The 12546-nt window shown below is 68.6% G+C and carries 15 protein-coding genes and 1 tRNA gene; 9 read left to right on the top strand and 7 right to left on the bottom strand.

Annotation, left to right across the window (positions count from 1 at the left end):
* Window positions 1-113: 113 nt before the first annotated feature.
* On the bottom strand, window positions 114-998 hold the full coding sequence (locus tag DIE02_RS11670; protein WP_124521621.1) for a Sir2 family NAD-dependent protein deacetylase: 885 nt from the start codon (window positions 996-998) through the stop codon (window positions 114-116).
* Between the two features lie 79 nt (window positions 999-1077).
* A complete protein-coding gene (locus DIE02_RS11665) occupies window positions 1078-1683 on the bottom strand; it encodes an NUDIX domain-containing protein (protein WP_124522144.1) in 606 nt (201 codons plus the stop codon).
* A gap of 81 nt (window positions 1684-1764) precedes the next feature.
* On the opposite strand from DIE02_RS11665, the gene DIE02_RS11660 reads away from it, so the two are divergent.
* The 3 genes from DIE02_RS11660 (at window position 1765) to DIE02_RS11650 (ending at window position 3794) form a co-directional block, all read left to right on the top strand.
* A complete protein-coding gene (locus DIE02_RS11660; RefSeq protein ID WP_124522146.1) occupies window positions 1765-2520 on the top strand; it encodes a DeoR/GlpR family DNA-binding transcription regulator in 756 nt (251 codons plus the stop codon).
* Between the two features lie 129 nt (window positions 2521-2649).
* Window positions 2650-3261 carry a chromate transporter gene (locus DIE02_RS11655; RefSeq protein ID WP_124521619.1) on the top strand — a complete coding sequence of 204 codons (612 nt, stop codon included), beginning with the start codon at window positions 2650-2652 and terminating at the stop codon, window positions 3259-3261.
* Window positions 3258-3794: a chromate transporter gene (locus DIE02_RS11650; protein WP_124521610.1), complete on the top strand. Its 537-nt coding sequence runs from the start codon at window positions 3258-3260 to the stop codon at window positions 3792-3794. Before DIE02_RS11655 ends, DIE02_RS11650 begins: the two co-directional genes overlap by 4 nt.
* An 83-nt stretch (window positions 3795-3877) precedes the next feature.
* Here the strand turns inward: DIE02_RS11650 and DIE02_RS11645 are convergent, their stop codons facing one another.
* Window positions 3878-5038, bottom strand: a complete 1161-nt coding sequence (locus DIE02_RS11645) for an enolase C-terminal domain-like protein (protein WP_124487752.1) — start codon at window positions 5036-5038, stop codon at window positions 3878-3880.
* Between the two features lie 589 nt (window positions 5039-5627).
* On the bottom strand, window positions 5628-5972 hold the full coding sequence (locus DIE02_RS11640; protein ID WP_124522149.1) for a cupin domain-containing protein: 345 nt from the start codon (window positions 5970-5972) through the stop codon (window positions 5628-5630).
* 304 nt (window positions 5973-6276) lie between these two features.
* Between DIE02_RS11640 and DIE02_RS11635 the strand changes: the two genes are divergently transcribed.
* Window positions 6277-6351 (top strand) — tRNA-Gly (locus DIE02_RS11635).
* Between the two features lie 142 nt (window positions 6352-6493).
* Window positions 6494-7261 carry a tRNA (guanosine(46)-N7)-methyltransferase TrmB gene (trmB, locus tag DIE02_RS11630; RefSeq protein WP_124487751.1) on the top strand — a complete coding sequence of 256 codons (768 nt, stop codon included), beginning with the start codon at window positions 6494-6496 and terminating at the stop codon, window positions 7259-7261.
* Window positions 7262-7385: 124 nt separating this feature from the next.
* Here the strand turns inward: trmB and DIE02_RS11625 are convergent, their stop codons facing one another.
* From DIE02_RS11625 to DIE02_RS11615, 3 genes are all read right to left on the bottom strand, one after another.
* Entirely contained in the window at window positions 7386-8216 is an 831-nt protein-coding gene (locus tag DIE02_RS11625; RefSeq protein WP_044846253.1) for an undecaprenyl-diphosphate phosphatase, read from the bottom strand.
* Between the two features lie 76 nt (window positions 8217-8292).
* Window positions 8293-8874: a DUF1439 domain-containing protein gene (locus tag DIE02_RS11620; protein ID WP_044846254.1), complete on the bottom strand. Its 582-nt coding sequence runs from the start codon at window positions 8872-8874 to the stop codon at window positions 8293-8295.
* 141 nt (window positions 8875-9015) lie between these two features.
* On the bottom strand, window positions 9016-9327 hold the full coding sequence (locus tag DIE02_RS11615) for a YkgJ family cysteine cluster protein (protein WP_044846310.1): 312 nt from the start codon (window positions 9325-9327) through the stop codon (window positions 9016-9018).
* Window positions 9328-9499: 172 nt separating this feature from the next.
* Here DIE02_RS11615 and hemN point away from each other — a divergent pair, with 172 nt between their 5' ends.
* The 4 genes from hemN to DIE02_RS11595 all read left to right on the top strand — a co-directional run bounded on the left by hemN (window position 9500) and on the right by DIE02_RS11595 (window position 12317).
* Window positions 9500-10891, top strand: a complete 1392-nt coding sequence (gene hemN, locus DIE02_RS11610) for an oxygen-independent coproporphyrinogen III oxidase (protein WP_124522151.1) — start codon at window positions 9500-9502, stop codon at window positions 10889-10891.
* 72 nt (window positions 10892-10963) lie between these two features.
* The gene (locus DIE02_RS11605; protein WP_044846256.1) at window positions 10964-11221 is read left to right on the top strand and encodes a hypothetical protein; all 258 of its coding nucleotides are present in this window, start codon (window positions 10964-10966) and stop codon (window positions 11219-11221) included.
* A 104-nt stretch (window positions 11222-11325) separates the two neighbouring features.
* On the top strand, window positions 11326-11982 hold the full coding sequence (locus tag DIE02_RS11600; protein ID WP_124487749.1) for a protein-L-isoaspartate O-methyltransferase: 657 nt from the start codon (window positions 11326-11328) through the stop codon (window positions 11980-11982).
* A gap of 11 nt (window positions 11983-11993) precedes the next feature.
* Window positions 11994-12317: a rhodanese-like domain-containing protein gene (locus tag DIE02_RS11595; RefSeq protein WP_006758748.1), complete on the top strand. Its 324-nt coding sequence runs from the start codon at window positions 11994-11996 to the stop codon at window positions 12315-12317.
* Window positions 12318-12546: the final 229 nt, after the last annotated feature.

The following is a 12546-nucleotide window of genomic DNA, read 5'->3' as shown; positions in this document are numbered from 1 at the left end:
CGTGCCGGGGTGCGGCGTTCAATCGCCGTGCCGTGCGACAAGCCCCGGCACTCGTGCAGGCGCTCGTCGGCCAACCGCAACGGGCGAACGCAGCCCGTACCGGGGTGCGGCGTTCAACCCCCGTGCCACGCGCGGTCGAGCGCGGCGAGCGTCGCGAGCGCGCCGCCCTTCAGCCCGATCACGTCCGCGCGGCGCGCATGGGCTTCGCGTGCGTTGATGCGGATCACGTCGGCGCCGAGCCGTTCGCTCAGCAGCCGCACGGTCGGAATCGCGGTGCCCGCGCCGATCTCGACGACGCTCACCCGTCCTGCCTGCGCGATCCAGTCGTGCAGCGCCCGCTCCTGCGCGTCGTAGCGTTCGCCGAGCCAGCCGTGGTCGCCGAACATCAGGATGTTCGGCCGCGCGAGGCCGCCGCACCGCGGGCAGCGCGGCAACTCGCCGACCAGCCGACACGCGGCTGCGTCGACGTCGGGCGTGAACGGCGCGGCGTCCCACGTGTCGTCCGAGCAGGGTCGCAGGCATTGCATCGAATGAATCGAACCGTGAATCTCGACGACACGCGCCGGATCGAAGCCGGCCTTCTGGAACTGGCCGTCGACATTGCTCGTCAGCACGAAGCCGCCGTTCGGCATCGCGTCCATCCAGCGCCGCAGGATCGCGAAGCCCGCGTGCGGCACCGTCCGACGGTAGAGTTCGAGACGGTGCCCGTAGAAGCCCCACGCAAGCTGCGGATGCGCGCGGAACGCCTGCGGCGACGCGATCTCGTGGAATTCGAAACGCTCGTGGCGCAGCGCCGGATACGCGCGCCAGAAGCCGTCCGTGCCGCGGAAATCGGGCAGCCCCGAATCGACGCCGATGCCGGCGCCGGCCGTCACGAGCAGCGCATCGGCCCGCGCGAGCGCCTCGACGGCGGACGCGACCAGATGCGCCGGCAGTGGCGCGGCAGCGGCATTGGAATCGGCGGAACCGATGGAGTCGGGCGAATCGGAAATCGGCATGATGGCGCAGCGGTAGCGTCGAACGGTGTACGAATGGCGTCGCGCGATCATACGCCCGTTCGAGTGCCGCGCCGCGGCCTCATCCCGTCGTTGCGCGCCCGCCCGCGGGTTCACGCAGCGCGACGTACTGCAGCAGCATGATCGTCTTCGCGTCGACGATCTCGCCGCGCTCGACGGCATCCAGCGCCGTGTGCAGCGGCATCTCGACGACCTCGAGATCCTCGCCCTCCTCCGCGATCCCGCCGCCGTCGCCCGTGCGCAGCGACGCATCGTATTCGCCGACGAAGAAATGCAGCTTCTCCGTCACCGAGCCCGGGCTCATGAACGCCTCGAACACCTTGCGCACGCCGCGCACGCGATAGCCGGTTTCCTCTTCGGCCTCGGCACGGATGCGTGCGTCGGGCGTCGCGTCGTCGAGCAGGCCCGCGGCGGCTTCGAGCAGCATCCCGTCGTGTCCGTTGACGAACGCCGGCATCCGGAACTGCCGCGTGAGCAGCACGTCGCCCGTCGCCGCGTTGCGCAGCAGGATGGTCGCGCCGTTGCCGCGATCGTAGGTTTCGCGGCTGAGGCGCTGCCACGTGCCGTCGCGGCGCAGGAAATCGAACGTGACCTTCTTCAGCACATACCAGTCATCGGACAGCACCGTCGTATCGACGATGCGGACGCGGTCCCGCGTTGCGGCCATGGCGGCCTCCCATTCGACAAGTGATGGCACTCATGGTAACGTGCATATTCGTGCAATTTCAAGAAATTTCGTGCAAACACGATGCTGACGACCCAACGCAAGAAAGCGATCCTCGACGCGCTCGCCCGCGACGGCCAGGTGCTGGCTGTCGAACTGAGCGCGCAATTCGGCGTGTCCGAGGACACCGTGCGCCGCGACCTGCGCGAGCTGGCGGCCGAAGGCCTGCTGCAACGCGTGCACGGCGGCGCGCTGCCGGCGTCGCCGGCCGTCGCGCCGTTCGCGCAGCGCGAGACGCTCGACACGGCGGAAAAGCGGCGTATCGCACGCCGGGCCGCGCAGATGATCGTGCCGGGACAGGTCGTGATCGTCGACGGCGGCACGACGTCGGCCTTGCTCGTCAGCCAGTTGCCGCCCGACCTGCGCGCGACGATCGTCACGCACAGCCCGAGCGTCGCCGTCGCGCTGGCCGCGCATCCGTCGATCGACGTGATCCTGATCGGCGGACGGTTGTACAAGCATTCGATCGTCGCGGTGGGCGCCGCGGCGATGGAAGGCATCGCGCGCATCCACGCCGACCTGTATTTCATGGGCGTCACGGGCGTTCATCCGGTCGCGGGGCTCAGCACCGGCGACTTCGAGGAAGCGGCGATCAAGCGCGCGCTGGCCGCGCGAGCCGGCGAGACGATCGTCCTGGCGTCGCAATCCAAGCTGCGTGCGGCGTCGCAGTTCGTGATCGGCGAGCTCGCGCTCGCACAGGCCATCGTGGTCGAACGGGAAACCGATGCGGCGCTGACCGAGCCGATCGAGGCCGCGGGCGTGACGGTCGTGCGGGCCTAGCCGCGCGCCGGTTTCGGCGGCCGCGCCGACGTCGTTGCACAAGCATCCTCGCCGGCCCGATGTCAGCGTGCTGACAGGCACCGCTTGCTACCATGGGCGACTGCCCACCCGCCGCGCCTTGTCCGTCCGATGTCTTCGCCCGCCACCCCGATCGCACCCGCGCCGCCCGACGGCGCTGCCCCGCCCCCCGGCGTCCTCGCCCTGTTCATCGCGTTCGCGCAAATCGGCCTCACCAGCTTCGGCGGCGGGCTGAGCGGGCGCATGATGCGCGACTTCGTGCACGAGCGGCGCTGGCTCGACGAAGAGGCGTTCCTCAACGGCCTCGCGCTGTCGCAGGCGCTGCCGGGCGTCAACGTGAAGAACCTCTCAATCTGGATCGGCTACCGGCTGGCCGGATGGCGCGGCGCGGTGGCCGGCTTCACCGGCATCATCGCACCGCCGGCCGTGCTGATCGTGCTGTTCGGCGTCGCGTTCTCGACGCTCACGCGTTTTCCGCTCACGCATGTCGCACTCGCGGGCGCGGCCGCCGCGGCGATCGGGCTGTCGATCTCGATGGCGATCACCGCGGTGCGCCGGCTGCCGCGCCGCGCGCTGCCGTTCGCGGTGACGACGCTCACGTTCGTGTCGGTGGCGGTGCTGCACTGGCCGCTCGTCTGGACCGTGCTGATCGGCGGCACGCTGAGCGTCGCGCTCGAATACCGCCGTGCGGGCGCCGCCACCGGCGGGAGCGCCGAACGATGACTGCCCCGTCACGCTACGCCGCCCTGTTCGGCGTATTCGCGCCGCTGTCGATCGCGACGATCGGCGGCGGACAGGCGATCATCGCCGACATCCAGCGGCAGGTCGTCGACGTGCATCACTGGATGACGGCCACGCAGTTCGTGAACGACTTCGCGATCGCGCGGATGGCACCCGGCCCCGGCTCGCTGCTCGCGACGCTGATCGGCTGGCAGGTGGCGGGCTTCTGGGGCGCGGTGATCGCGACGCTCGCGCTGTTCGGGCCGACCGCGTTCCTGATCTACGGCGTCGCGCATCTGTGGCGGCGGCACCAGGGCGCACGCTGGCAGATCGCACTCGAAGCCGGCCTGCGCCCGGTCGCGGCCGGCATGATCCTCGCGTCGGTCTGGGTGCTGCTGCGCGCGCTCGACGGCGGCTGGGCCGCGCGGGCGATCGCGGTCGGGTCGACCGTGTGCGTGATGGGCACGCGCATTCATGCGTTGCTGCTGATCGTCGTCGGCGCGTTGCTGCTGGTCGGCGTGCACGCGATCGGCTGACGGCGGCATCCGCGCCAAGCCGGCCCGCCAAAGCATGCACGGCCCGCTTCGCGATCGACGCGCGCTGACACCGGCGGCGCCGGTCAGCGGCCCGCGACCGAGCGAAACGCGCGACAGGCATCGGCATGCAGCTCGAAACCGATGCCCGGCGCCTGCGGCACGGGCGTGTAGCCGGCGTCGACCGTTGCGCCGTCCGCCAGCCCGCTGAACGGATGGAACGCGAACGGGCTGACTTCCGCGCCGCCGAGCCCGAGCGCCGACACGACGTGCAGCGAGAACAGATGACCGCCATGCGGCCAGAACGCATCGCGCCGCCAGCCGTTCGACACGAAATGGTCGACGATCTGCAGGTAGCCCGGCAGGCCATAGCAATGCACCGGATCGAACACGAGGACGTCGCGGTCCGGGCGCAGGCCGCCGTAGCGCTCGAGCAGCTTCGCTTCCGCGAGCGAGAACAACGCCTCGCCGGCCGCGACCGGCGGCGTGTATTGCGCAGTCAGGTCCGCGTGAAGCGGCAGGTCGAGCGGGTCGCACAGATCCTCGAACCACCAGAGTTCGAACGGGGCCAGCCGCGCGGCGGCAGCGGGGCCGCTCGTCGCGTCGTACGCGTTCATCGCGTCGACCGCGAGATGCGAGCTGTCGGCAAGGCAGGCCGCGGCGGTTTCGACGCGGCGTGTGTCCTGGTCGATATCCGGGCCGCCGATCTTGATCTTTGCGTGCGTGTAGCCGAGATCGGCGATGCGGCGCATCTCGTCCGACAGGTGCGGGAGATCGTCGTGCGGATAGCGGTAGCCGCCGCCCGCGTAGACGCGCACGCGGGGCGCCGCGTCGCGCGCGAGCCGGTCGGCGACGAAGCGATGGAGCGGCAGGCCCGCGATCTTCGCGGCGGCATCCCAGATCGCCATGTCGAGCACGCCGACCGCGACGCAGCGTTCGCCGTGCCCGCCGGGCTTTTCGCCCGCCATCATCGCGCGCCATGCGCGAAACGGATCGAGATTCGTGCCGGCATCGTCGGCGATGGCGTGCGCGGCGGCCAGCAGACGCGGCGCGAACCGTTCGCGAATCAGCCCGCCCTGCGCATGGCGGCCGACCGACGCGTAGCCATAGCCCGTGACCGGCCGGCCATCGCGCACGACATCGGTGACGATCGCGACGACGCTCGTCGTCAGGCCGCCCGACGGAATCGCCGGATCGGCATAGCGGGAAACCGGGATCGCCTGCTCGCGGATGTCGGTGATGCGCATGGTCGGGGTTCCGGGAAAACGTTCGGCGTTCGCGGGCCATGCACGCGCGGCAGCCGGCGTGACGGGCGGATCGCTGCATCATAGGCGCTTGCGCGATACCCTGCAGGCTCGCGATCGTCGCGATGCCGTGAAGTCATGCGGCTTGAGCGACAGCATCCGAATCGCGCCGTACCGCATCGGTGTGCGAACGCGTGCTCCGTCATGCGCGAGGCGCGTGACACGTGCACTTGCGCGTCGGCCATGCGCGGCCTCGGCAACGCGCGCCGAGATCCAATGGCGCCCCCACGATTTACGCTTGTACCGCGGCACCGCCGCGCCGATCGGCATCGCATGCGAAACATGTCGCTGCCGGTGAACAGGCGGGTGAACAGCGCGTCACCCGGCGCGATCCGCGCGATAGTGGAACCGGCCGGGCGTGCGACCACGCTCGGGAGCTGTTTCCGACCCGGAACGCGTTTTATTTTGTTGGGCCGGGGTTCGCTGCTGGCGATCCCCGGCTGAATCCGCTGTTCGTCGGTATCGGCTGAAGGTGCGGCTCAACGCGTCGGTGCGACCGGCGCGTTGGCGCAGCCCGAACCGATCCACACGCTCAGGCGAAGACGAAGTACTTGCGCACCGTCTCCACCACTTCCCACGTTCCTTTCATGCCGGGTTCGATCACGAACACGTCGCCGGCCCTCAGGTGCACAGGCTCCTCGCCTTCCGGCGTGATGATGCAGTAGCCGTCGAGGAAGTGGCAGTACTCCCATTTCTCGTAGTTCACCTCGAACTTGCCCGGCGTGCAGATCCAGGTGCCCATGATCTTGCTGCCGTCCTTGGAGACGTAGGCGTTGAGGTTCACGGTGTGCGGATCGCCGCCGATGCGCTTCCACTTGGTCGCGTCGACGACCGGGGTCGGGCAGGTTTTGCGCAGAACGGTGATGAAATCGGACATGTCAGCTCCAGACTAACGATCGGGTAAGAGGTCTGTCACGTTAGTTCGAAAGCTGCACCGCAGCTTGTATGCGTCCGACACCGACTCGTCCATTTTCGACACGTGCCCGCATGCGGGCGCGCCGCCAGCGCATTTTCCGGACGGCCTTGCGTTGACGGACCGCTGCAGACCGATCCTTGACGCTCGTTACCGGCGATCGATCGCACCGCCACCGGGCCACGCCGGTTTCAAGGCGGGCGGCCAAAACGCCTCAAAACGCCTCGCTTGCAACATCCGCGCCAAACCCTGTAGAATTACCCGTTCTGCGGGCGTCGTATAATGGCCATTACCTCAGCTTCCCAAGCTGATGACGTGGGTTCGATTCCCATCGCCCGCTCCACCTTCGGCTGCTCGGCAGCCTGCGCAAGAGCCGCCTCGTCGAAGGCGGCTTTTTTGTACCATCTGCCTGTCCATCCGGCAGCACCGCTGCGCGTAGCGGGCGTAACGGGCCCGCGCCCGAACCAAGCCTTTCTCTGTCACCGATGATGCACGACGATCCGAACGAAGCCGGCCTGCCGCCGGACGACGCCGCCCTTCCCGACGAAGCCGCCGACGGCGCCGACGAAGTCAATCCGCTGCACCGACGCCGCATCCGCAGCTTCGTGACGCGCGCCGGCCGCGTGTCGACCGGCCAGCGCCGCGCGCTCGACGATCTGGGCCCGCGATTCGTCGTGCCGTACGCCGCTGAAATCCCCGACTGGGACGCCGTGTTCGGCCGCCGCGCGCCGCGCATCCTGGAAATCGGCTTCGGGATGGGCGCGTCGACCGCGGAAATCGCCGCGCATCGCCCGGGCGACGACTTCCTCGGCGTCGAGGTGCACGAGCCGGGCGTCGGCGCGCTGCTGAAGCTGATCGGCGAGCAGGAGCTGCCGAACATCCGCATCATCCAGCACGACGCGGTCGAAGTGCTCGAGCACATGCTCGCGCCGGAAAGCCTCGACGGCGTGCACATCTTCTTCCCGGATCCGTGGCACAAGGCGCGTCACCACAAGCGCCGGCTGATCCAGCCGCCGCTCGTCGCGCACCTCGCATCGCGCCTGAAACCAGGTGCGTACCTGCATTGCGCGACCGACTGGCAGAACTACGCGGAACAGATGCTGGAAGTGCTCGGCGCCGAACCGACGCTCGAGAACACGGCCGCCGACTACGCGCCGCGCCCCGACTACCGCCCCGTCACGAAGTTCGAACGGCGCGGGCTGCGGCTCGGCCACGGCGTGTGGGACCTGGTGTTCCGCAAGCGCGCCGGCTGAACACGGCTCGCGGCGGCATGGCGCACGCTGCGCGCCGCGCCATGAAAAACGGCCCGACCGGCATCTTGCCGATCGGGCCGTTCTTCATCCATCTGTCGGGAGCACCTGCGCCCCCGCACCGGCATCACGCCCAGTTCAGCCACCCGCTGTAGCCCACCAGCAGCACGAACAGGCCGAACGCGATCCGGTACCACGCGAACACGGTGAAGTCGTGCGTCGCGACGAAGCGCAGCAGCCAGCGCACGCACACGAACGCGCTGACGAACGCGGCAACCAGCCCGAGCGCGAACAGGCCGAGCGAGTCGACCGTGAATGCCTGCCAGTCCTTGACGGTTTCATAGAGCGTCGCGCCGAAGATGATCGGAATCGCGAGGAAGAACGAGAATTCGGTCGCGACGCGCCGGTCGAGGCCGAACAGCATCCCGCCGATGATCGTCGAGCCGGAGCGCGACATGCCCGGCACCAGCGCGAAGCATTGCGCGAGGCCGACCTTCAGCGCATCGAGCGGCGTGAGCGCATCGACCGACTGCACGCGCGGCGGCTCGCTGCGTTCGCGCTGCCGCGCCTCGGCCCACAGGATGATCGCGCCGCCGACGACGAGCGCGAATGCGACCGGCACCGGCGAGAACAGCACGGCCTTGATCTTCTTCTCGAACAGCAGGCCGAGCGCGATCGCGGGAATGGTCGCGATCACGACGTTCAGCGTGAAGCGCTGCGCGTCGGGCCGGCTCGGCAGCCCGGACACGATGGACACGATCCGCTGCCGGTATTCCCAGCAGACCGCGAGAATCGCGCCGAACTGGATCACGACGTCGAAGGTCTTCGCGTGCGCATCGTTGAAATTCAGGAAACTGCCCGCGACGATCAGGTGGCCGGTGCTCGACACCGGGAGGAATTCCGTCAGCCCCTCGACGACGCCGAGGATCAATGCCTTGCAGATCAGGATCCAGTCCATCCGTGGCCCAACTCCGAAGTAGTCGAAAGAAAGGGCCGCGTCACCGCCGCGGCCCACCCGGCCGCGCGGTGCGCCGTCACTTTTCGACGATCGCCACGCGTATGCCGTTTGTAAGAATCGTAATTGTACCGGGTTCGTAGTTCACGCCGGCAAATTGCAGTTGCTCGGGCTTGAACGTATAGATCGGATAGTTGGTCAGCACCTGCGTCGCGAGCAGGCCGGCGGCCGCGCCGACCTGTTGCGCGTACATCTGCGCGTTGCCGTCGAGCACGAGGCTGTCGACGGCCGGCGCCTTCAGCACGACCGAGCGGCTCGGCGCGTCGTAGGCCAGCTGGCCCGACACGGTGAACTTGCCGCTCACCGGTTCGCTCAGGAACGGACTCGCGAAATGCGCATCGAGCTGCACCGCGACGCGGTTCTGGTCGGGCAGCAGGTTGACGGCCGGATTCGCCAGCGACACGTCGACGACCTGCGCGACCGTCTTCTGGTACGGAAACTTGCGCGCGACGGCCTTCTGCACGTCGCCGCGCGAGAACGTGTAGTGATCGGGAATGAACGGGAACGTCGACGCGCAGGCGGCGAGCGATACCGACACGCCGATGGCGCCGGCGCAAGCGGCGAGGAAGCGGCGCCGGCCAGGCGTGCAAGATGCGGTCATGCTGAACAATCTCCTGTATCGGGCGAAGCGGCAGTCCGGTTATCGGCTCCGCCCCATGTGGCGCCGGGGACCCAAGTTAGTGCTTCGACGCGCGTCGCCGGTTCCATGCGCGTGCCGGCAAACGACAGCGCGGGCAGCGCGTCAGCGGGCCGCGCCGGGCGACGGCTGCGTCGCGATCTCGAGGCGCGTCAGCCACGCGAGCGCGTCGTCGCGCGACGCACCGCACATCTCGGCGGACGGCTGCAGCCCGGAACAGCACGCGGGCCGCTCGGGCCGGCCGAAGATCCGGCAGCGCAGGTCGTCGCCGAGCTGCACGCAGCGCACGCCGGCCGGCTTGCCGTCGGGCATCCCCGGAATCGGCGAGGAAATCGACGGCGCGATGCAGCATGCGCCGCACCCCTCGCGGCACGCATGCGGCGGCGGGACCTCGGCGGGCGCCGGACGGACAGGCATTTCGACGGACACTCGGCTCTCTCACGAACAACAAAAAAAACGGTGCGGCAACCGGACGCAGCGTGCGGCAGCCCACCGCGCATTGTGCCACCGCCGGCTGCGACGTTATTACACAATGCAGCCGGAACGCGCGTTCATATACTCCAAAGCATCCAAAAAGCGCGAGACCATCATGAGTTCCGGTTCTGCCGACACACTGTTCCGTCCCGATTTGCTCGCGAAGTACGGTGCGAACGGGCCGCGCTATACGTCCTACCCCACCGCGCTGCAGTTCCGCGACGAATTCGACCCGACCGACTACGTGCGCGCCGCGGGCGATCCCGGCGCGTCGGCGAGCGACCTGTCGCTGTACTTTCACATCCCGTTCTGCAATACGGCCTGCTTCTATTGCGGCTGCAACAAGATCGCGACCAACAACCGCCGCCGCGCGCGCCCGTATCTCGAGCAACTGAAGCGCGAACTGGCGCTGCAGGCCGCGCTGTTCGATCCCGCGCGCCCGGTCACGCAGCTTCACTGGGGCGGCGGCACGCCGACCTTCCTGTCCGACGACGAAACGGCCGAGCTGATGGCGGCCACCCGCGAACATTTCGCACTCGCGCCGGACGCCGACGCCGAGTTCTCGATCGAGATCGACCCGCGCACGGTCACGCCCGCGACGCTCGTCCACCTGCGCAACATCGGCTTCAACCGGCTGAGCCTCGGCGTGCAGGATTTCGATCCGGTCGTGCAGCAGGCGATCAACCGGGTCCAGCCGCTCGCGATGACGGCCGACCTGCTGTCGGCCGCGCGCACGACGGGCTTCCAATCGGTCAGCGTCGACCTGATCTACGGGCTGCCGCACCAGACGGTCGCCGTGTTCGCGCGCACGCTCGAGACGATCATCGAGCTCGCGCCGGACCGCCTGTCGGTATTCGGCTACGCGCACATGCCGCACCTGTTCAAGATGCAGCGGCAGATCGACGACGCGACGCTGCCGCCGCCCGCAACGCGCATCGCACTGCTCGGCCTCGCGATCGACATGCTGACGCAGGCCGGCTACGTGTACATCGGGATGGACCACTTCGCGCGGCCTTCCGACGAACTCGTGCGCGCGCAGCGCAACGGCACGCTGCAACGCAATTTCCAGGGCTACAGCACGCGCGCGGATACCGACCTGATCGGCTTCGGCGTGTCGTCGATCGGCAAGGTCGGCGACGTCTACGCACAGAACGCGAAGGACCTGCCGGCCTATGGCGCCGCGCTCGACGCGGGCCGGCTGCCGATCGCGCGCGGCGTGCGGCTCACGCCCGACGACCGGCTGCGCCGCGACGTGATCACGCAGCTGATGTGCAACCTCGAACTGCCGTTCTCGCATATCGAGGCGGCGCACGGGATCCGCTTCGCCGATCACTTCGCGCGCGAGCTCGACGCGCTGCGCGGGTTCGAGCAGGACGGCCTGCTGACCGTCGCCGGCGACCGCCTGACGATCCATGCGGCCGGCCGGATGGTCGTGCGCAACATCGCGATGGCGTTCGACGCGTACCTCGGCCAGACGCCGCATCAGCGCTACTCGCGCACCGTCTGACACCGCACGGCCGCATGCGGGCGGCCGGTTTGATAAAGTAAGGAGCTCCACGCCCCTGCAAGAACCCGCACGATGCGCACCACCAAAGCAACCCACGCGGTCGAACGCCTCAAGACCCGTTCCGGCAACCCGCAGTTCGCCGCCGTCGCGATGGCGGGCGGCCTGTTCTACCTGGTCGACCGCTCCGGCGGCACCGCCGAGAAACGCAGCGAGCCGCTGCCGCTCGACGAATTCGTCAGGTTCGTCGACGAATTCGGCCCCAAAAAGCCGCGCAAGGCGAGCAAGCTCGACCTCGCGTTCGAGGCGCAGATCAAGAAGAGCAAGGCGTAAAGGTCTGTTGCAGGCCGTCTGAAGGCTTCGCCGCCGCCCCGTTTGGTACAATCACGAAGTTTCTCTATCCCCGCTGATGGCCGACCTGGCTGCGTGACCACACCATGAATATCGAAAACGCGCGTTTCAACATGATCGAACAACAGATCCGGCCGTGGGACGTGCTGGATCTGGACGTCCTGGGCCTGCTGTCGATCGTCAAGCGTGAACACTACGTGTCGCCCGAACACCGCGATCTCGCGTTCGCCGACCTCGAGCTGCCGCTGCCCGGCGGCCGCAGCAAGATGCTGTTCCCGCGCGTCGAAGCGCGCGTGCTGCAGGAACTGGCGGTCAAGAAGCACGAGAACGTGCTCGTGATCGGCGCGGGTTCGGGCTACCTGGCCGCGCTGTTCGCGCATCGCGCGCAGCACGTGACGGCCGTCGAGATCGATCCGGCCATTGCGAAGTTCGCGGCCGACAACCTGCGCAACGACGGCGTGACGAACGCGGAAGTCGCGCTCGGCGACGGCTCGCTCGGCTGGCCCGACAAGGCGCCGTACGACGTGATCTGCGTCGCGGGCGGCCTGCCGGTCGTGCCGCAGCAGATGCTCGAACAGCTGAAGATCGGCGGCCGCCTGTCGGCGTTCGTCGGCGGCCGTCCGGTGATGAAGGCGCAGGTCATCACGCGCATCGACGAGAAGCAGTACCGCGTCGCCGACGTATTCGAAACCTACGTCGACCACCTCGTCAACGCGATCGAACCGTCGCGTTTCAAGTTCTGAGCGGCGGCCCCATGCAGATCCTGACGCCCGCGATGCTCGCGGAATGGCTTCGCGATCCGGCGCGCCCCGCGCCGGTCGTGCTCGACGTGCGCGAGCCGTGGGAAATCTCGACCGCGCAGATCGCCGGCAGCGTGTCGATCCCGATGCAGCAGATCCCCGCGCGCAGCGAGGAGCTCGACGACGAAGCGGAAATCGTCTGCGTGTGCCATCACGGGATGCGCAGCGCGCAAGTCGCGATGTTCCTCGAATCGCGCGGCTTCACGAAGCTGTACAACCTGCAGGGCGGCATCGACGCGTGGTCGCGTGACGTCGATCCGTCCGTACCGCGTTACTGACCTTCCCGGCGGCGCATCGCGCGCCGCCACGGCGACCGGCGAGTAATAGCCGATCGCTCCAGTCCCGCCGAACGGGCGCGCATGGCGCGCCCGTTTGCGTTTCTGCTGCACCGTTCCATCCTCTTCCGTTTGTTTCCGCACGCCGGCCATCCGCGTCCGCTCGATGACGCGAGGCGGCGAGAACCCGGGCAACGCACCCGTCGAGCGGAGCGCCACGCCCTTCCCCCTG

It is taken from the genome of Burkholderia sp. Bp8991, from assembly GCF_003853795.1.
Lineage (GTDB): Bacteria > Pseudomonadota > Gammaproteobacteria > Burkholderiales > Burkholderiaceae > Burkholderia.
The sequence above is the reverse complement of the archived record's forward strand: the minus strand, read 5'-3'. Positions and strand labels throughout refer to the sequence as shown.

Bases quoted from the DNA above. Each gene is read 5' to 3' on its own strand.
- DIE02_RS11670 (WP_124521621.1), bottom strand. From the start codon at position 998: ATGCCGATTTCCGATTCGCCCGACTCCATCGGTTCCGCCGATTCCAAT.
- DIE02_RS11665 (WP_124522144.1), bottom strand. From the start codon at position 1,683: ATGGCCGCAACGCGGGACCGCGTCCGCATCGTCGATACGACGGTGCTG.
- DIE02_RS11660 (WP_124522146.1), top strand. From the start codon at position 1,765: ATGCTGACGACCCAACGCAAGAAAGCGATCCTCGACGCGCTCGCCCGC.
- DIE02_RS11655 (WP_124521619.1), top strand. From the start codon at position 2,650: ATGTCTTCGCCCGCCACCCCGATCGCACCCGCGCCGCCCGACGGCGCT.
- DIE02_RS11650 (WP_124521610.1), top strand. From the start codon at position 3,258: ATGACTGCCCCGTCACGCTACGCCGCCCTGTTCGGCGTATTCGCGCCG.
- DIE02_RS11645 (WP_124487752.1), bottom strand. From the start codon at position 5,038: ATGCGCATCACCGACATCCGCGAGCAGGCGATCCCGGTTTCCCGCTAT.
- DIE02_RS11640 (WP_124522149.1), bottom strand. From the start codon at position 5,972: ATGTCCGATTTCATCACCGTTCTGCGCAAAACCTGCCCGACCCCGGTC.
- trmB (WP_124487751.1), top strand. From the start codon at position 6,494: ATGATGCACGACGATCCGAACGAAGCCGGCCTGCCGCCGGACGACGCC.
- DIE02_RS11625 (WP_044846253.1), bottom strand. From the start codon at position 8,216: ATGGACTGGATCCTGATCTGCAAGGCATTGATCCTCGGCGTCGTCGAG.
- DIE02_RS11620 (WP_044846254.1), bottom strand. From the start codon at position 8,874: ATGACCGCATCTTGCACGCCTGGCCGGCGCCGCTTCCTCGCCGCTTGC.
- DIE02_RS11615 (WP_044846310.1), bottom strand. From the start codon at position 9,327: ATGCCTGTCCGTCCGGCGCCCGCCGAGGTCCCGCCGCCGCATGCGTGC.
- hemN (WP_124522151.1), top strand. From the start codon at position 9,500: ATGAGTTCCGGTTCTGCCGACACACTGTTCCGTCCCGATTTGCTCGCG.
- DIE02_RS11605 (WP_044846256.1), top strand. From the start codon at position 10,964: ATGCGCACCACCAAAGCAACCCACGCGGTCGAACGCCTCAAGACCCGT.
- DIE02_RS11600 (WP_124487749.1), top strand. From the start codon at position 11,326: ATGAATATCGAAAACGCGCGTTTCAACATGATCGAACAACAGATCCGG.
- DIE02_RS11595 (WP_006758748.1), top strand. From the start codon at position 11,994: ATGCAGATCCTGACGCCCGCGATGCTCGCGGAATGGCTTCGCGATCCG.